At 54.5% G+C, this 17,566-nt stretch carries 15 protein-coding genes and 1 tRNA gene; 5 read left to right on the forward strand and 11 right to left on the reverse strand.

Features of this window, described 5'->3' with window-relative positions:
- The first annotated feature begins 24 nt into the window (after positions 1-24).
- Positions 25-1,770 (forward strand): hormogonium polysaccharide biosynthesis protein HpsL, encoded by a 1,746-nt coding sequence (gene hpsL / locus AMR42_RS03275; RefSeq protein WP_099532048.1) that lies wholly within the window; start codon positions 25-27, stop codon positions 1,768-1,770.
- Between the two features lie 86 nt (positions 1,771-1,856).
- The gene (locus AMR42_RS03280; RefSeq protein WP_099532049.1) at positions 1,857-2,771 is read left to right on the forward strand and encodes a CoA-binding protein; all 915 of its coding nucleotides are present in this window, start codon (positions 1,857-1,859) and stop codon (positions 2,769-2,771) included.
- Positions 2,772-2,805: 34 nt separating this feature from the next.
- On the opposite strand, the gene grxC is transcribed toward AMR42_RS03280, so the two are convergent.
- The 5 genes from grxC to AMR42_RS03305 form a co-directional block, all read right to left on the reverse strand.
- A complete protein-coding gene (gene grxC / locus AMR42_RS03285; RefSeq protein WP_099532050.1) occupies positions 2,806-3,069 on the reverse strand; it encodes a glutaredoxin 3 in 264 nt (87 codons plus the stop codon).
- A gap of 193 nt (positions 3,070-3,262) precedes the next feature.
- A complete protein-coding gene (gene ppc, locus AMR42_RS03290) occupies positions 3,263-6,349 on the reverse strand; it encodes a phosphoenolpyruvate carboxylase (RefSeq protein WP_099532051.1) in 3,087 nt (1,028 codons plus the stop codon).
- Between the two features lie 208 nt (positions 6,350-6,557).
- A complete protein-coding gene (locus AMR42_RS03295; protein WP_099532052.1) occupies positions 6,558-7,079 on the reverse strand; it encodes a hypothetical protein in 522 nt (173 codons plus the stop codon).
- Positions 7,080-7,229: 150 nt separating this feature from the next.
- Positions 7,230-8,000 (reverse strand): DUF928 domain-containing protein, encoded by a 771-nt coding sequence (locus AMR42_RS03300; protein ID WP_099532053.1) that lies wholly within the window; start codon positions 7,998-8,000, stop codon positions 7,230-7,232.
- A 750-nt stretch (positions 8,001-8,750) separates the two neighbouring features.
- Positions 8,751-9,152: a fasciclin domain-containing protein gene (locus AMR42_RS03305; protein ID WP_099532054.1), complete on the reverse strand. Its 402-nt coding sequence runs from the start codon at positions 9,150-9,152 to the stop codon at positions 8,751-8,753.
- On the opposite strand from AMR42_RS03305, the gene AMR42_RS03310 reads away from it, so the two are divergent.
- Complete coding sequence (locus AMR42_RS03310; RefSeq protein WP_143472913.1) at positions 9,133-9,363, forward strand: hypothetical protein; 231 nt, start codon at positions 9,133-9,135, stop codon at positions 9,361-9,363. The genes AMR42_RS03305 and AMR42_RS03310 overlap by 20 nt on opposite strands.
- A 158-nt stretch (positions 9,364-9,521) precedes the next feature.
- Here the strand turns inward: AMR42_RS03310 and AMR42_RS03315 are convergent, their stop codons facing one another.
- The 5 genes from AMR42_RS03315 to AMR42_RS03335 all read right to left on the reverse strand — a co-directional run bounded on the left by AMR42_RS03315 (position 9,522) and on the right by AMR42_RS03335 (position 15,378).
- Complete coding sequence (locus AMR42_RS03315) at positions 9,522-10,496, reverse strand: deoxyhypusine synthase family protein (RefSeq protein WP_099532056.1); 975 nt, start codon at positions 10,494-10,496, stop codon at positions 9,522-9,524.
- Positions 10,497-10,698: 202 nt separating this feature from the next.
- Positions 10,699-11,718 carry a diguanylate cyclase gene (locus AMR42_RS03320; RefSeq protein ID WP_099532057.1) on the reverse strand — a complete coding sequence of 340 codons (1,020 nt, stop codon included), beginning with the start codon at positions 11,716-11,718 and terminating at the stop codon, positions 10,699-10,701.
- A gap of 230 nt (positions 11,719-11,948) precedes the next feature.
- A complete protein-coding gene (locus AMR42_RS03325) occupies positions 11,949-14,411 on the reverse strand; it encodes an ATP-binding protein (RefSeq protein WP_099532058.1) in 2,463 nt (820 codons plus the stop codon).
- 146 nt (positions 14,412-14,557) lie between these two features.
- On the reverse strand, positions 14,558-15,067 hold the full coding sequence (locus tag AMR42_RS03330) for a GNAT family N-acetyltransferase (protein ID WP_099532059.1): 510 nt from the start codon (positions 15,065-15,067) through the stop codon (positions 14,558-14,560).
- A gap of 237 nt (positions 15,068-15,304) precedes the next feature.
- Positions 15,305-15,378 (reverse strand) — tRNA-Arg (locus AMR42_RS03335).
- Between the two features lie 173 nt (positions 15,379-15,551).
- On the opposite strand from AMR42_RS03335, the gene hemL reads away from it, so the two are divergent.
- Together hemL and AMR42_RS20165 are read left to right on the forward strand one after the other, a co-directional pair.
- Positions 15,552-16,850 carry a glutamate-1-semialdehyde 2,1-aminomutase gene (gene hemL / locus AMR42_RS03340; RefSeq protein ID WP_099532060.1) on the forward strand — a complete coding sequence of 433 codons (1,299 nt, stop codon included), beginning with the start codon at positions 15,552-15,554 and terminating at the stop codon, positions 16,848-16,850.
- Between the two features lie 161 nt (positions 16,851-17,011).
- Entirely contained in the window at positions 17,012-17,167 is a 156-nt protein-coding gene (locus AMR42_RS20165) for a hypothetical protein (RefSeq protein ID WP_158234333.1), read from the forward strand.
- A 48-nt stretch (positions 17,168-17,215) separates the two neighbouring features.
- On the opposite strand, the gene AMR42_RS03345 is transcribed toward AMR42_RS20165, so the two are convergent.
- The gene (locus AMR42_RS03345; RefSeq protein ID WP_099532061.1) at positions 17,216-17,500 is read right to left on the reverse strand and encodes a hypothetical protein; all 285 of its coding nucleotides are present in this window, start codon (positions 17,498-17,500) and stop codon (positions 17,216-17,218) included.
- Between the last annotated feature and the right edge of the window lie 66 nt (positions 17,501-17,566).

Consider the following 17,566-nt stretch of genomic DNA (forward strand, 5'->3'; position numbering starts at 1 on the left):
CCCTCACTCTCCCCACCCCCGTCTATGGCCGTCGCTCGCAAAGCCAAAGCCCGCCCCACAAAAGCCAAAAAACGCAACACCAAAACCAAGAAAAAACGCAATCAGAAGCGAAAAAATGCCAAGGTCAAAGTTGATCCCAAGGAGCTAAAAAAGCGCCAACGGGAACAAGCCAAAGCTCGCCAAGCCTTTATTCAATCCCTCACGCCGTCCCTCATTGTGGGTGTGATTTTAGGGGCGATCGCTGCCGTTGCCGTTGATCCCAAAATGGGCGTAGTGGCCGGCGCGGCCATTCCGGTTTTGTCCCTGTCTTTGAAATATCCGCGTCAGGCTTTTTGGGGCTTTTTAATGTATTTGCCCCTCAGCGGCACGGTCACCTATGCCTTGGGTGGCAGCGTGGTGTTGCAATTGGCCAAAGACGGCATTTATTTGCCAGCTTTGATTGGCATTTGGCGATCGTGTCGGCAGATGCGAATTCCTTTCTGGGCCTCCGACGCCCTGAAACCCACACTCCTGATTTTGTTAACTTGCTCCGTGATGACGCTGCTATCCGTGAATGGAATGCAGCAGCTTAAAAAGCCCTTTCCTGATGACAAATCGCCGCTTGCTTTGGGAATTTTGGGCTTCAAGGTTTTCATGGGCTATATTCCCATTATCTTCTGCACCTATCACCTCATTCGCAGTAAAAAAGAACTGCTGTTTGCTACGCGAATCACATCGGTTTTGGCTATTATTTGTTGCACATTAGCCTATGTGCAATATTACTTTCTGCTGACGGGGCGCTGTGCGGGCACTGACCACTTGGAAGGATCGGGATTGTTCAAGGCCTCGATCGACGCTCGTTGCTTTGTAGGCGGTTCTTTGGTTTGGAGTCCATCGCAAAATATGGTGCGACTACCGGGAACCTTTGTGGCTCCTTGGCAGTGGGCTTGGTTCTTAATTTCCAATGCCTTTTTTACCTATACGACGGCTTTTAATGACCCATCCCCCCTGTGGCGGCTGATTGGCTTGGGAGCCATGGGTGGCATCTTCATGAATGCGGTGATTTCAGGTCAGCGAATTGCCTTGGCGCTCGTGCCAGTGGTGACCGTCATTCTGTTGGTTTTGACGGGGCAAGTCACCAACTTAAAACGCTTTTTGCCGATCGCCCTTGGTTTGGTGTTGCTGTTGGGTGGTGCAGCGGTTTTATTCCCTGATGTGTTGCAAGAGCGGATCGATAGTTTCACCAGCCGTTGGGCTGCTTCTCCGGCCGATGAATTCATTGGGGAACAGTTTGGATTTGTGCTTAAAAAAGCCCAAAATAATCCCTTTGGGGCGGGCTTAGGCCGAGCCACCAATTCAGCGCGGGTTTTTGGTCGCACAACCTTGATTGAAACCTGGTTTCCCAAGGTGATGTGGGAGGTGGGTTTTCCGGGCATTGCGGCATTTTTGGCCTTCGTCACGGTGATCACCATCACCACGTTTAAGGCCTATCGATCGGTCAAGGAAAAAAATCTGCGCGGCATCGGAGCCAGCTATTGGGTGTTTGTGCTGTTTATCAGTTATCAAACCTATTACTACCCGTTGGATGTGGATCCAGTGGCGGTTTATTACTGGTACGCAGTCGGGGTGTTGTTGCGATTGCCCGAGATCGATCGCGCCGATCGCAAGCAACGACTCTTGGAAGCCGAGGACGATTCAGAAGACTTAGAGGCAGATTTAACCGATGATTTGGAGGAATCAGCCAATAATGGAACCAGTCGCCGGGGAGCCGCCAAGGCCGCTCCCGGTTAGCATCTGGTTTTAGCATCTCGCTATTTTTGTGCCAGTCTTGTGGGATTGAATCAACGAATCGGCAGGAGCGTCAGGGAGCTTTGTGGATGAGACTGACACCCAACACCAAGGTTTTGATTTGTGGGATTGCCGAACCGCTGGCGATCGACCATGTGCCGCTGATGCGGGACTACGGCACACAGGTGCTGGCGGGTGTCAGCCCCGGCGAAGGGGGCCGATCGATCAATGAAATTCCCGTTTTTGATTTGGTAGAAGAGGCGATCGCCACGGTGGGGCCGATCGATGTGGTGATTGTTTTTTCGCCAGCCTATGCGGCGGTGGATGCAGCCTTGGAGGCGATCGCGGCCGGCATTCGCCAGGTGGTGATGGTGTCGGCCGGTGTGCCGCCGTTGGATATGGTGCGCCTGGTGCGGCGGGCAGAGGCCACCGATACGTTGGTGCTCGGCCCCAATTGCCCGGGAATTATTGTGCCGGGACAGGTGTTGTTGGGAATGCACCCGGCCGAATGCTATCAACCGGGGTCGATCGGGATTGTCAGCCGATGCAGCACCCTGGCCTACGAGGTGGCGCTGCAACTGACGCGGGCTGGGTTTGGCCAATCGATCGCCGCTTGCATTGGGGCCGATCGCGTGGTGGGATCGTCGTTGCTACAGTGGCTGCAAATGCTGGATGAGGACGATCGCACCGAGGCCATTGTGCTGCTGGGCGAAGTCAGCGGCGATGGGGAACTGCGGGCCGCGCGTTACATTGCCGAAACGATCGATAAGCCCGTGATTGCCTACATTGCCGGACACTTTGCCCCCGTGAACCGCTCGATCGGCCATGCCAACCAGATCGTGGCCTCGCGCACGGAGTTGGGCAAACGGGGCAAAACCGATGTTGCCACCAAGGTCGCCGCGCTCAAGGCCGCCAAGGTGAGAGTTGCCGATCGCCCCTCCAAAATCCCCGAGCTATTGCAAAGGGCCCTGAACACCAAAGCCAAGGCCCCTAGCGCCAAGTGATAACCGGTGGAGCTAGATCTGATTGTCGGCCAACCTAAGAAGCAGCCAGCAACTCATCTAGCTTGCCTTCCTGCTCCAGGGCGTGGATATCATCACAGCCGCCCACATGGTGGTTATTGATAAAAATTTGGGGAACTGATCGCCGACCATTGGCCCGTTCCGCCATCTTGGCCCGCCCTGGCTCATCGCCGTCTAGAACATATTCCGTATATTTCACCCCTTTGTGGTCGAGCAATCGCTTGGCCCGAATGCAAAAGGGGCAAGTTGTCCAGAGATAAATTTCAACGTTGGCAGCCATAGGATGCGATCGCGGTGGTGTTCAAGATTTATGAAGGATTGTATCTAGTTTCTCGATCGCTTGTGGCCTAGCCCAGGCTCCAGCCCACCTTCAGACACCAGAAGGGCGATCGCCCCGTCGGTCGATCGCCCTTCCATTCAGACCCCATTGAGCCAAGGCGCATCGGGATCAGCGCCCCAATGAGCCACCGCGATCAGCCGGTGTTCCGCATTCCGGCCGCAATTCCGTTAATGGTCAGCAGGGCCCCGCGCAACAGCTCGCTGCGGCTATAGCGCGATCGCGCCATGCCAGTCGCTGACTGTTGCTTGTGTTGGCGTAACCGCTTGAGCAACGACGCTTGCAGGAAGCCCAAGGGCACGATCGTGCCGTTACGCAACTGCACCGAGCGCTGCAACGCCGGGTCTCCATCCAACAGGCGATCGTGGCCCGTAATTTTCAGCACCAGATCCCGAGTCGTCATGTACTCATGGGCAATTTGCTCAAACAGAGCCTCAAACCGGTCTCGGTTGGCCGGCTGCGTCAACTCATTGGTGTAGTGGCGGGCAATTTGCAGATCCACCTTCGCCAGGGTCATTTCCACCTTCGAGATCGCCATTTTGAAGAACGGCCACTTGAAGTAGAAATATTGCAGCAGCTTCAGGTGTTCTTCCGGTTCCTGATCCACAAAGTCTTGCAGGGCCGTGCCCACCCCATACCAGGCGGGCAACAGGAAGCGGCTTTGGGTCCAGCTAAACACCCAAGGAATGGCCCGCAGGCTGCTGAGATCCTTCTTGCCACCCCGGCGGGCCGGTCGCGAAGAGATTTGCAATTGACTGATTTCCTCGATCGGGGTGACCTCATGGAAAAAGTCAATGAAATCCGGTTGTTCGTAAATCAGCGATCGGTAATGTTCCCGCGATCGCGCCGACAGGGACTCCACAATCTCATTCCAAGCCTCGATGTCATCAAACCCCGTGCCCAACAGGCTCGATTGAATCGTGGCGGCAGCCACCTTCTCCAGGTTATAGAGCGCCAACTCGGGCAAGGAATATTTGGAAGCCAGCACTTCCCCCTGCTCCGTGATTTTGATGCGGCCTTGGATGCTGCGGCCCGGTTGGGCCAAGATGGCTTCGTAGGCCGGGCCGCCGCCGCGTCCCACGGATCCACCGCGCCCGTGGAAAATCTTGAGGGCCACCCCAAAGCGATCGGCCACCCCTTGCAGCGCCTTTTGGGCCTTGTGAATTTCCCAATTACTGCTGAGGAAACCCGAATCCTTGTTACTGTCCGAATAACCGAGCATCACCTCTTGCTGATTGCTGGTGGGAGTGTGGGGGCGCATTTTGGCAAATTCTGCACCCGTTTGCCCTTCGGTGGCCGCTTCCAAAACGGCATCGAGGCGATCGTAGCCACCCGCCAACAAGGCTCGGTAAAGCCGCATGGAGAACAGCCCCTCCATCACCGACGGCGCACATTTCAAGTCTTCCACCGTCTCAAACAGCGGCACAACACGCAGGGTTCCTGACCCGGTGGCGGGGTCATAGAGGCCCGCTTCCTTGGCCAGCAGCAGCACTTCCAGCAGATCGCTGGCGTTGTGGCTCATGCTGATGATGTAGGTTTGACAGACTCCGGGGCCAAACTCGTGCTGTAGCTGTCGCACCACCCGCAGGGTTTCGATCGCCTCGCGGGTTTTGTCGGAAAAGGGCAACTCCGCCGGAATCAAAGGACGACGGGTGCTTAATTCCTGCACCAGCCAGGCCGTTCGTTCCGCCTCGTCCATTTCCCGATAAGGCTTGGGCAACAGTTGCAGATATTCCGTAATTTCATCGATCGCGGCCGAGTGACGGCCACTTTCTTGGCGAATATCCAAATGGGCCAAACTAAACCCAAAGATTTCCACCCGACAGATCAGATCTTCCAAATCCGAGCAAACTAAGCCCGTTTGTTGCAAACTGCGCCGAATGAGATTCAATTCCGCCAAAAATTCCGTGCCCGATCGATAGATGCTGACCGGATTGTTTTCCAACATATCCGAGTGCAATTCATCTCCTTCATAGAGCCGGTTCGATCGCGCCAGGGTGTTAATCAGCCGCTGTTCAATGTAAGCCAGCTTCAGGCGATAGGGTTCTTGGCGGAAACGCACCGCATATTTTTCGTAAATATCCGGCAGTCGAGCCTGCTCCTGCTCCAAAGATTCCAGCAGCTCCGGCAGCACATCGCTCCAGTGCAAAGAAAGGCTCAACAAACTGCTGAGACTTTTCACCGATTGCAGATATTTTTTCAGCACCAAGTTGCGCTGATAGCAGGCGGTTTTCCAGGTCACTTCTGGCGTGACGGAAGGGTTGCCATCGCGATCGGAACCTACCCAAGATCCAAACCGACAAAAATCGAAACGGGGCGGAGTCAGGCCCGGAAATGACGATTTCAACGCCCGATCAAACCGGTGATAGAGCTGGGGAATCACCTCAAACAGCACTTCTTCAAAATAGTGCAAGGCATAGTCCACCTCATCCAACACCGTCGGTTTGAATTGGTGTAATTCATCGGTGCGCCACCAAAGGCGAATTTCTTCCGTGAGTTTTTGGCGCAGGGTTTGGGCCTCGATCGAGGTGCTCAGCCCCCGATCGCGCAAATCTTCTTCCACCAAATCCAGCTCCCGCAAAATCTTCACCAACCGCCGCTGTTTATCGCGAATCGTGTGGCGCACAATTTCCGTTGGGTGAGCCGTAAAGACCAACTGAATATCCAATTGATCAATCAACTTTTGAATTTGCCGAGGCGGCACATTCAGTTGCTGCAAATAGGGAAATAGCCAATAGAACGTACCGCAATTATCCGGAATCTGATCCGGTTTGGGAATGCTCCGCTCCAGCACCTTTGCTTCAATTCCACCCTTCGATTCAGGATTGTCAAAGGGGCTATGGTTGCTAAAAAGCTTCGTCAAAATGGGTTGACTACTGGCAGTTTCGTATTGCCGTTGTTGATCGCGTTGTTCGTAATGTTGCTCAACGATATTAATCAGTTGAAAATAAAGGGCAAAGGCACGCGCAGCCCGAATTGCCGAATTAAGGTCTAGGTTTTCAACCAGCTTCAAAACATCAGCTTCGCAAAAATCAGCGGCTTGGCCGTCCGGCGCGCAGAGATCCAACAGTCGATCTAGCAGGGATACCAATTCCTGACCGCACTCCTGTTGCAACACCTGCCGCCACAGGTCTTCCATCACCTTGAGACGATGCCGCAAAAACAAGTCTGATGCCGAGGCTGCGGCAACTTCTCGATCGAGCGAATGGATGGTCGAACTCATAGAGCGATCGGCTGGCTCGGTAAGGTTGGTCATGCTCCCTAGATTATAGGAAGGCGGGGCTTTAGAAACCCATCCTCATCCCGCCAGCTCGCCAGCGGGTGGGTTCTTGATGAGGGACGGGAAACCTGAATCCTGTTTGGGTCTGGGGGTGGGCAGTTTCCCCCCAAGAAGCCAACATGGTGCATGAAATCCCGGATGGATTGTGCGTTTAAACGGCCCCAGAATCGGTATAGCCCTGTACGGTTTCCGGGTTTTGCAGCCGAATTAAATCATTTGCTTGGCGGGTTTGCATCGGATCAAGATTTTTGATCACCAACAGGTATTGATCTTGATCAAGTCGATTGCGATAGGCCAGCACATCGCCGTTACCTCCCGTCAGGCCCAGGCCGCCTCCAACGGTCACGCTGCCCATGGCTCCCCCGATCGCCCCCAACAGACCACCTACCAAATGGTTGCCCACCGGGCCAGCCCATTCCGTGAAGGTTTGCAACCCCGTCGCCAAGCTGAATCCCACGCCGGCCAAAAAGCCAAAGGGAATTGTCCAAAAAGCCATCATCTTAATTTGGCGACGAGCCTGCTGGCTGGGGTCAATGAATCCAAATTCATCGGCGGTTTTGTAGCCCTTGCCCAAAATGGCCATTTGCTTGAGGTCAAAGCCTGCCGCTTCCAGGGCCGTGTAAGCCGCTTCCACGCCCATGCGATCGGCAAAGACAGCAATTAGGTAGTTCATCAACCAACTCCAAGAAACAAGCCCTAAAAACCAAAATCAGGATTGAGCTTACACTCCATCCTGATTCTGACTCGACAGGCATCATAGCCTACGCACTGTCTTGAGGATTGCCACCCGGCAATCTGACGAGTTACGGGGCCGGTTGCTGGTCTAGTTGCTGGGCAGGTTAATGGCCATCAGCGATCGATCCAAACCCGCCGAAGTGGCCAGCGCTTGCCAAGCGGCTGCTCGATCGCCCGAGCGATCGGCTTCAATCACGCTGCTCACCGCGTCGTACCAAATGCCCGCACGAGCATAGGCCGCCGCCGCCGTCAGCCGATCGGGAACTGCCGTTGCTTCCGCCACCGCAGAGCTGGCTTCCACCCGTTGAATCCAGCCGCTAGCGAAGGTGTTGCGCGGTTCTTCGCCGTTGGCCGTTTCGCAAGTGACCGAAACGTACCATTGATAGGCCTTGCCAGCGGTCAGGCCTTGGCCCTTATCCCGCAGCTTCACCTGCACCAAGCCGCCTTCCTGGGGAAGAGCGATGGTTTGCTCATCCAAGTCGGCTTCCGTTGCGTCCGTCAACCGGAAACGAGCCGTGCTGCCCATCCCAGCGGGCACATAGACCCACAGCGAAGGATGAGCACTGGCCGTCAGCGCACCCTGTTGGCCTGGAACTAAGGGCATGAGGGCCAAGGCCGAGGAACCACAAGCACCGCGCCGGCCTCCACTGACCGTGTGGCGAAGGGTGCGGTTACCCCGGGGAGCGAACCCAGCTTCTTGGCTCGGGAGCGAATTAAAGCTAACGGCGGGCCCTTCTGAGCCAGCTTGACCGTTAACCAAAGGCATTCCTGCCGAAGCGGTGAAACTTGAAAGGGCGATCGCCCCGGCCGTCAAAACCGAGGAAACAAAGAATCGGGAGAGCATGCGATTGGGCACCATAAGAACTACCCCTTATGAGACTGATACAAGCAAAAGCAGTAGCGACCTACAAGGGCTGGATGTTATCTGTCCTCGCGGCTGCTGTTCCCTACCCCTGAGACTCTATTGAAAACGATACTCGGGAAAAAGTAGTGAACCATGTTCCGATCGCGGCTTCGGTTGGGCCATGGTCTGGATTGATCATGACCATAGCTGTGCCCTGCGAACCGCAAACTCAACACCAGGCGAGGACGGAAGCGAATTCCCGTTCAGTCAATAGATGCCCCTGGAAGTCGAGTCCGTCTAGACAGTTAACAAACTGTCTCTCAGTGTATGGCATTCCCCCAAACCAGCTGTGTACCGATCAACACTCAGTTCACGGTGAGCTGACTGATCTTACCGGCGGGCGGGCGCGAAACAGGAACCAGAGCGATCGCGCTAAATCCTACGCTGAGCGCGGAACGCCCCTTGCGGAGCACGATTCACAAAGCGAGCTTAGGGGAAGCTTGGCGAAAGCAGTCCCCTATTGGGAATTTTGAAGAAATGTAAAGAGTCGCAAACAATCGCAAGCTTGAGTTGGACTTCCTCGAGCGGGATCGAAAAGTTGGATCGAATTTGACTCAACTTGATGGATTCAACTTGGCAGACTCAACTCAGACTCAACTGAATTTTGGGGAGCAGGGCAGCCCCTTTCCGGCCGATTCTGAAATCGGAAAACCGCGTTTTTGCCATTGTTTTTGCCATTGATTAACCCACTGGCCCCCTAACCCATTAACCCATCAGAATTACCCGATCGAGCACATGGATCACGCCATTGGCCGCTTCGATGTCGGCCGCTACCACCGTGGCATTTTTCACCTCGAAGTTTTTGCCAACCCGCACCGGAATCGGAGCACCTTCGAGCGATTCCAGTTGGGTCATCTGGGCCAAATCCGCTTGGGTGTATTTACCAGCCACCACGTGATATTTCAGGATGCGAGCCAGTTGTGGGGGGTTTTGCACCAGGGTTTGCACCGTGCCGGGTGGTAGCTGAGCAAAGGCCTGGTCGTTGGGCGCAAATACGGTGAAGGGGCCTGGACTTTTCAGGGCTTCGACCAATCCAGCCACCTTGACGGCGGTTACGAGGGTTTCAAAGGAACCGGCATTAATGGCAATGTCAACAATGTCGGGCATGGTCAAGGATGGGGGTGAAGTCCAGGTACAGGGCAATGCAGAGCCGCTGGGGCCCAAGGTTGCCGCTAAATCCCAATCATCCTACCGTCGATCGCCCGATCGATTGGCGGTGGGCAATTTTGGAGTTTTAATACCTTCGATTGGGCATGGTTGGCCCGCCCCGCTGTCCTTGGGAGATGGCAGCCATCCCCAGACAGCAGAGCAGGGCTAGATCTAGCAACAATGGGCTACATCGAATGAGCTACTAATGAGCTACATCGATTGATAAGCAATTGACATTTAGCAATCAGCAATCAGCAATCTGAGACTGGCCGGAGATTGATCTGAAAGTGACCTGAGCGATCGATTGGGTAACCGATCGCCGCTTCGTTACCAGCCCAACACGTAGGCAAACACCAACGGAGCCACGATTGTTGCGTCACTTTCAATCACAAACCGGGGCGTGTCGATCGACAGCTTGCCCCAGGTGATTTTCTCGTTGGGCACGGCTCCCGAATAGGAACCATAGCTGGTGGTGGAATCGCTGATTTGGCAGAAATAGCCCCACAGCGGCGTTTCGCGCAGCAGGTCTTGCTGCAACATGGGCACAACGCAAATGGGGAAGTCGCCCGCAATGCCGCCCGCAATTTGGAAGAACCCGATCGACTGGCCGCTCTCGATCGAAACCTTCGTGTAGTAGTCCGCCAGGGCCATCATGTATTCAATGCCCGTGCGCACCGTGTGGACATTTTTGATGTCGCCCTCAATGCAGCGAGCCGCAAAAATGTTCCCCAGGGTCGAATCTTCCCAGCCGGGCACAAAGATCGGCAAATTCCGTTCAGCCGCCGCCAACATCCAGGAATTCTTGGGATCGATTTGGTAATACTCCTTCAAGGAGCCATTCAGCAGCACTTCGTAGAAGAATTCGTGGGGGAACTTCCGTTGCCCAGTCGCATCGGCCGCCTTCCACACATCCAGCACGGCCTTTTCCATGCGGCGAATGGCTTCTTCTTCCGGAATGCAGGTATCGGTGACCCGGTTCAGATGCTTGTCCAGCAGTTTTTGTTCATCTTCTGGGGTCAAGTCCCGATAGTTCGGAATCCGCACATAGTAATCGTGGGCCACCAGGTTAAAGATGTCTTCTTCCAGGTTGGCCCCCGTGCAAGAAATCGCGTTGATTTTGCCTTGGCGAATCATTTCCGCCAGCGACAGGCCCAATTCTGCCGTGCTCATGGCTCCGGCCATGGCCAGCAACATCGGATTTCCGGCTTCCACATGCACCTTAAATGCTTCAGCGGCATCCACCAAGGCCGCTGCGTTGAAGTGGCGGTAGTGGTGTTTGATGAACTGACTGACGGGGCCCATAGGTTACTTGCCTTTCAACAAAAGAGTGCGACACAACCAGCAGCCCCGGAATTTGCGTCCAAGGGTCGATCGCGCTGCCCCAGCGTTGACCGAGGATGATTCAAGCCCAGCATCCTTCAGCCCAGGGGGCGATCGCGCGCGATCGAAAAAACGGGGCTGCAATCCAAAACGATCATCCTACCGCCTTGGCCTCAACGAAACATTAAGAAGCGGCGCAAACCCGATTCCGTCCCCCATGTTTGGCGGCATAGAGATAGCGATCGGCCTCTGCAATCATCGCCTCATAATCTCCCAGGGCTAAATGGTCAGAAACACCAATGCTGAGGGTGACGCTGAGTTCTGGGTGAATTTTGGGCCAAGGCGCTTGTTCGATCGCCTGGCGAACTTTGTTGCAAGCCGCCACCGCATCCGCTGAGCCGATGCCCGGCAGTGCAATCACAAATTCTTCGCCTCCATAGCGAGCACAAAGATCGCTCGATCGCAGATTCTTTTGCAGAATTTGCGCCACCCCTTTCAAGACCCGATCGCCCACCGCGTGCGAAAACCGATCGTTGATTCGCTTAAAGAAATCCACATCCCCGATCGCAACACTCAAGGGAGAACGATAGCGCTGAGCTTGCTCAAATAATTGGCTCATTTGCCCATTAAAGTGACGGCGATTAAACAGTCCCGTCAGCTCATCTCGAATGCTCAATTCCGTGATCTTGGCGTTCGCCTTTTCCAAATCCAAGATCTTTTGATTCAAGGCCTGTTGCAGTCGATAAATCTGTAAATGGGTGTTGACCCTTGCCAACACTTCCAACTCTTGAAAGGGCTTGGCGATATAGTCCACACCGCCCACCTCAAACCCCTTAACCTTGTCGTGAACAGCGTTGGCCGCGCTGATAAAAATGATCGGGATAGACTGCGATCGACGATCAGCCTTCAAGCGTTGACAAACTTCATAACCATCTAGGTTTGGCATCCGAATATCTAACAAGATCAAGTCTGGGCGATGGGCCGCGATCGCCTTCAGCGCCTGTTCTCCGCTGTTGACCGGCCGCACCTTGTGACCCTCCCGCACCAGCAACTGGCTCAAGACTCGCAAGTTCACCAAATTATCATCCACCAACAGGATGTTGCCTTGCACTGTCGGGATTGCGCAGGGCGGTTGTTCCAGTTCATGGATGGCTTCGTGCTGGCCGTCTGCTGGGGGGACACGATCGATCATTGAATAGTTCATCGGCTCTGCATCCTGAAGATTGTGGTTTCGAGTTTCTGAAAATTTGCAAATTTAATTCACGAATTGTGAAACTCGAATCATGAAATTCGTGAATTTATCCTAATTGCCAATGAAGCGAAGGAGCACAATACTTAAAAAAATTCACTAAGTACTAATTAAAAATATCAATCAAATATCAATTAGCTGTCAATCAAATTTCGTGACAGTCTCATGGCGATTTTGTAACGGTTTCATGACCGATTGATACTCAACAATGACTGTAATTGATCATAGTCATAATCATGCAAAATACGATTCAGTTGAGCAATGATTAACGCCTCTTCCGGGGGCAGCTCATGAATTAAATATTCCAGTTCAAAAAAGTCCGCTTCTTGGGCGGCTTTCAGCATTTGCTTGCGCCAAGATTCTGGCAAATTTCGTAGTTTTTGACTCACGCGATCAGTGAGTTCAGGGCTGGCCACGGGCGATCGACCGCTGAAGCTGCTGCTGATCTCGCTTTCCAAACCGGTGGATAAGTTGGCATACAGATAGCGAACCTGGAGATGATGGGCGATCGCATCCAAAATCGTTTGCTCTCGGAAGGGTTTGCGCACAAATCCATCAAAACCGGTTGCTAAAATCTGTTGTTCATCTTCCTGAAAAGCACTGGCCGTCAGGGCCAGAATAGCCACAAACTGCTGTTTTGAGCGGGCTAGTTTCTTAATTTGTCTCATGGCCGAAATGCCATCAAGTTGCGGCATCCGTAAATCCATCCAAATTAGGTGGGGCTGCCATTTAGACCACTCCTCAATCGCCTGATAGCCGTCATGAACTTCCCGCACAGCAAACCCCACACGCTTGAGCAATTGACTCAAAAGGGTGCAATTTTCCGGGCGATCGTCAGCAATCAAAATCCGAGGAATTGGGGAATCGGGCGCTAGCCCAATAATTTGTCTGGGATCGGGATTGGCGCTATTTGGTTCTCCAATGGGCGCACTGATCCAAAAATGAAAAGCAGTGCCCTGATTGGGCTGGCTTTTGACCGTAACTTCACCCCCCATGAGTTGTATAAAAGAGCGACTGAGGGCTAATCCCAATCCGGTTCCTGCGCGGCTCGATCGCCCCGATGCGGTTTGCTCAAAAGACTGGAATAACTTGGGCAACTCAGCCGGTTCAATGCCCACCCCGGAATCAATCACCTCCACCATCAGGCGATCGGGCGGTGCATATCGCACTTGCACAGAAATGCCCCCTTCCGGTGTGAACTTAATAGCATTGCCTAAGAGATTGACCAACACTTGGCGCAATTTTCCATCATCCATCACCACATAGGCAGGCAAGGCGGAATCCAGGTCAAAATTGAGGCGTAATCCCTTTTGATGGGCGGCCAATTCGAACATGGCCATGACTTCTTTAAAGAGCGATCGCACCTCGATCGACTGTGTAACGAGTTCCGCCTTGCCCGCTTCAATCTTGGCCATCGACAGGAAGTTATCAATGAGTCTCAATAAATGCTCGCCGCTCATCTGAATCACGGCCAGGTTAGTTTTTTGCTCCTCAGTTAAGCCAATATCGCGCTTCATCAGTTGCGAAAATCCAATGACAGCATTCAGCGGCGTTCGCAACTCATGGCTCATATTCGACAAGAATTCACTCTTAGCCTGATTAGCTAGTTCCGCTTGGTGCTTGGCTGCTTCGGCCTGTTGCTTTTGGCGGGCTAATTTTTGTTCTGCCAGTTGGCGTTGGTGTCGCATGGCCACAAACTCAGTCGCCAGTTGACCAATTTCACCATTCGCCTTAACCTCGATCGCGCGGTCTAAATTACCTTGCTTCATCAAACGAACAGCTTCTGTTAATTGCTCCAAAGGCTGCGCGATCGTATTTCCCCAAAAATAACCCATCATCCCAATGGGAAGCGCTGTGACCAAAAAAGCCAACAAAAAACTAACTCGCACACTTTGTTCATAGGCTAGGAAGCTGTCATCTACCTCTGAATCATTTTCAAATACAATGAAACCAATAATTTGCTCATCTAATTGCAGCTCAGAAATGCGCTGTGACCATACTTGAGACCACCAACGTTGCAAGTCGAAAAATGGGACGCGATCACCCCGCGCGGCCCGCTCAGGCGGCAGGATATAGTTGCCTGCTGAGTCCACCACGGAAAACAGCGGGCGGCTGGGGGGCCAGGCTCGCTGGTCGGTTCTGGTTTGTCCTGGCTTGGGAGGTGGGAACAGGCCAGGCATCGTTGCTGGATCTTCTGGCAACTCCGGGAAATCCGGTGGCAAAGCGGCTTCCGAATTGCACGATGATGCCCCTAATCCCCCATGGGTCACGGGAGGCGGAGAGGGTCGCCCAAACATCACCAAAGGGCCTAGCCAAGCTTTGAGGCGCTGAAGCCAGCTTTCAACAGGACAATCGATCGGGCGGGGATCCTTAGGCAGGTCAGCGGCGCGATTGTGGGCCAGTGCTGCCCGACGGCGCTGGATGAAGTGGCCTAGGTCTTCCCGCTGTTTGGCTGCGTCCCAAGATCCAGCCGATTGGTAATAGGCCAGTACGTGCGATCGATACTTTTCTTGGTGGCCCTGCACGGTGGCCGGCGAAAAGGAAGCCCGCATCATCTCCAGGGTCAAGTGACCGACCACCGCCGCCCCCAGCCAGCCACTAGCCACCACAGCAAGGACGATTTTGGTGCGCAGGGGCAAAAATTTCATGGGCAAATTAGGGGCTGACGGCCCTTGCTTCTCACCGGTTCAGTCTGCGATCAAAGTCCACGATCGCGCCCCACGATTGGAGTCCGCGATCGCACCCCACGATCGCCAGAGGGCAGGCTTGGGGATCAGGGGATCAACTGCATAACCTATCCCTTGGCCCGGCGACGGTGCTTACGAGCGGCCCGTTCCACCTGATCTTGCTCGTAGTCAATCAGTCGGCCAAAGTAGGGATGCTGTCCCAAATCGAGCGACATGTAAACGTGGCGGCGCACATTGTCAAAGCCCTTGCGGGTAAAGAACTTCACTGCCGGTTCATTGGCGGGATCCGTATCAATAAATAGGCTGCGGGCCCCTTGGTGGATCGTGCGCTCCACGAATCGATCGACCAAGGAGTCGGCCACGCCCCGGCGCTGGAATCGGTGATCAACCCCGAGCCAATTGATGTAGCCGTAGGTCACCTGTTTTTCAATCACCGTACCCAACACAAATCCCGCAAACTCGCCTTCCACTTCCGCAATCAGGCAATATTCCGGATCCGTGTTGTAGAGGCCAGTGACCTCCCACTCATCCCAAGTGCGGTAAAGCGTGGGATACAACTCATTTTGAAAAAGCTGTTCGCCCAAGTGAAAGACCGGAGCGAGGTCATCGATCGTCATGTCGCGAGTAACCACCGCATTGGCCGGGGCCGGCTTGGCGGCCGCAGACTCCGCAGGGGGTGAAGACTCAGACCCGAGACCAACATTAGCCCCAGCCCGCGATTCGGACGACTGGGAAGGGAGATGAGGCGAATGAGAAGGCGATGCGTCAGTGGTCACAATAAGCCCTAGGGCTGGTTGAACAACACCAAAACCAGCCCGCGATCGCCATTTTATGCGATCGCCATTTGATGGGAACGGATGCGGAGGGACTCGAACCCCCGACCCTCAGAACCGGAATCTGATGCTCTATCCAACTGAGCTACGCATCCAGGGTCGGCTATGCAAGCGGCCGCGCAAGCGCCACTCAACATCGCTTGGCTATATTACCACTTCTGACAGCGATCGCCCCTCTCATTTTAAAATTTTAGGGTTGTAAAAATGGTTTGATATTCGCCAACCCCATCACAACCAACCATTACACCCAACTAAGGAGAAGCTCGCTGTGGTTGCCACTGCCCTTAACACCACCCGTTCAGAAGAAATTTTTGCCGCTGCCCAAACGCTGATGCCCGGCGGCGTGAACTCGCCCGTGCGCGCGTTTAAGTCCGTGGGTGGTCAGCCGATCGTGTTCGATCGCGTCCAGGGAGCCTATGCCTGGGATGTGGACAACAACCGCTACATCGACTACGTGGGCACTTGGGGCCCCGCCATCTGCGGCCATGCCCATCCCGAAGTGTTGGAAGCCCTGAAAGCCGCGATCGACAAAGGAACCAGCTTCGGTGCGCCCTGCTACCTAGAAAACGTGCTGGCCCAGATGGTGATTGATGCCGTCCCCAGCATTGAAATGGTGCGCTTCGTCAACTCCGGCACCGAAGCCTGTATCGCCGTCCAGCGCCTGATGCGTGCCTACACTGGCCGCACCAAGCTGCTGAAGTTTGAAGGCTGCTACCACGGCCACGGCGACATGTTCTTGGTCAAGGCCGGCTCCGGCGTGGCTACCCTCGGTTTGCCCGACTCGCCCGGTGTGCCGAAAACCGTCACCGCCGACACCCTGACCGCCCCCTACAACGACCTGGAAGCCGTCAAGGCCCTGTTCGCGGAATATCCCGGCGAAATCGCGGGCGTAATCCTGGAGCCGATCGTGGGTAACGCGGGCTTCATCGTCCCCGAACCCGGCTTCCTGGCAGGTCTGCGCGAAATCACCAAGGAAAACGGCGCGCTGCTGGTGTTCGACGAAGTGATGACCGGCTTCCGAATCGCCTACGGTGGCGTGCAAGAAAAATTCGGCATCACCCCCGACCTGACCACCCTCGGTAAGGTGATCGGCGGTGGGCTGCCCGTGGGCGCTTACGGCGGCCGTCGCGAAATCATGCAAATGGTCGCTCCCGCTGGCCCCATGTACCAAGCGGGAACCCTGTCGGGCAACCCCTTGGCCATGACCGCTGGTATCAAGACCCTGGAACTGCTGCGTCGTCCCGGCAGCTACGAATATCTCGACCAAATCACCGGCAAGCTGATCACCGGCTTGTTGGCGATCGCCCGGGAAGCGGGTCACGAAGTCTGCGGCGGCCACATCAGCGGCATGTTCGGCATGTTCTTCACGGCGGGCCCTGTGCGCAACTACGAAGAAGCCAAGGCCGCTGACCTGACCAAGTTCAGCCGTTTCCACCGGGGCATGTTGGAGCGGGGTGTGTACCTGGCTCCCTCGCAGTTTGAGGCGGGCTTCACGTCGTTGGCCCACACGGACGAGGACATCGAAGCCACCTTGGCCGCCGCCCGCGAAGTGCTGTCGAGCCTGTAATCGCAAACTGCGCTGAATGACTCAGTTCATGAGCGGGGACAGGTTTTGGATCTGTTCCCGCGCTGAGTTTCATCAAAGAGCAACCCAAGTCCGACAGGGCAACGGCTGTAACTCCGACAAGCGCCGAGTTTGATAGAGATATCGAGTTCGGAGGACAGCCGATGGAAACCCTCGAAGACATCAAGTTGTTGTTGGAAGTGACGGCGGCGTTGGCGGCTTTGTCGCAGACCTTTCCGGTGGCGGCGATGTTTGCTGGTTCGGTGGCGATCGCCTGGTTGGTGTTTCCTGGCTTGAAGCGTTCGCGTGACAAGAAGTAGGTTCGATCGAGGGCGTGGGGACTAGCAACCCTGCGCCCTCAACTCTTTTCAAGACAATTCATCTTCATAAGCCTGGGCAAGGTCTTGATCAATTCTTGTATTTTCAAAGTCTTCGGGTTGATCAAGAGTTAATGTGCCAAAGCATTGCTCAAAAGGACTTTTAGAGCCTGAATTGATTCCTACTTCAGAAGTTTCAAGTGACTCATCAGGAGACTTGCTAGCATTTTCCAGGTAACGACTTTTCAGGAAAAGTGTGAATTCGAGAACTAGCTCTAAAGCGGGTTCAGGTAATTCGTCAATCAAGAGTAGTAATTGCTCTTTGACAGTCGTCATGGCTCGCTAAGTTTGATAGAAGGCTTTGTTGGTGCGCTCAATCTGCGATCGACTACTCATCTTCGC

The organism is Limnothrix sp. PR1529, assembly GCF_002742025.1.
Classification (GTDB): domain Bacteria; phylum Cyanobacteriota; class Cyanobacteriia; order CACIAM-69d; family CACIAM-69d; genus CACIAM-69d.

Coding starts and splice junctions, on each gene's coding strand:
- hpsL (WP_099532048.1), top strand. CDS start 25: ATGGCCGTCGCTCGCAAAGCCAAAGCCCGCCCCACAAAAGCCAAAAAA.
- AMR42_RS03280 (WP_099532049.1), top strand. CDS start 1,857: ATGAGACTGACACCCAACACCAAGGTTTTGATTTGTGGGATTGCCGAA.
- grxC (WP_099532050.1), bottom strand. CDS start 3,069: ATGGCTGCCAACGTTGAAATTTATCTCTGGACAACTTGCCCCTTTTGC.
- ppc (WP_099532051.1), bottom strand. CDS start 6,349: ATGAGTTCGACCATCCATTCGCTCGATCGAGAAGTTGCCGCAGCCTCG.
- AMR42_RS03295 (WP_099532052.1), bottom strand. CDS start 7,079: ATGAACTACCTAATTGCTGTCTTTGCCGATCGCATGGGCGTGGAAGCG.
- AMR42_RS03300 (WP_099532053.1), bottom strand. CDS start 8,000: ATGGTGCCCAATCGCATGCTCTCCCGATTCTTTGTTTCCTCGGTTTTG.
- AMR42_RS03310 (WP_143472913.1), top strand. CDS start 9,133: ATGTCAACAATGTCGGGCATGGTCAAGGATGGGGGTGAAGTCCAGGTA.
- AMR42_RS03305 (WP_099532054.1), bottom strand. CDS start 9,152: ATGCCCGACATTGTTGACATTGCCATTAATGCCGGTTCCTTTGAAACC.
- AMR42_RS03315 (WP_099532056.1), bottom strand. CDS start 10,496: ATGGGCCCCGTCAGTCAGTTCATCAAACACCACTACCGCCACTTCAAC.
- AMR42_RS03320 (WP_099532057.1), bottom strand. CDS start 11,718: ATGAACTATTCAATGATCGATCGTGTCCCCCCAGCAGACGGCCAGCAC.
- AMR42_RS03325 (WP_099532058.1), bottom strand. CDS start 14,411: ATGAAATTTTTGCCCCTGCGCACCAAAATCGTCCTTGCTGTGGTGGCT.
- AMR42_RS03330 (WP_099532059.1), bottom strand. CDS start 15,067: ATGACGATCGATGACCTCGCTCCGGTCTTTCACTTGGGCGAACAGCTT.
- AMR42_RS20165 (WP_158234333.1), top strand. CDS start 17,012: ATGGAAACCCTCGAAGACATCAAGTTGTTGTTGGAAGTGACGGCGGCG.
- AMR42_RS03345 (WP_099532061.1), bottom strand. CDS start 17,500: ATGACGACTGTCAAAGAGCAATTACTACTCTTGATTGACGAATTACCT.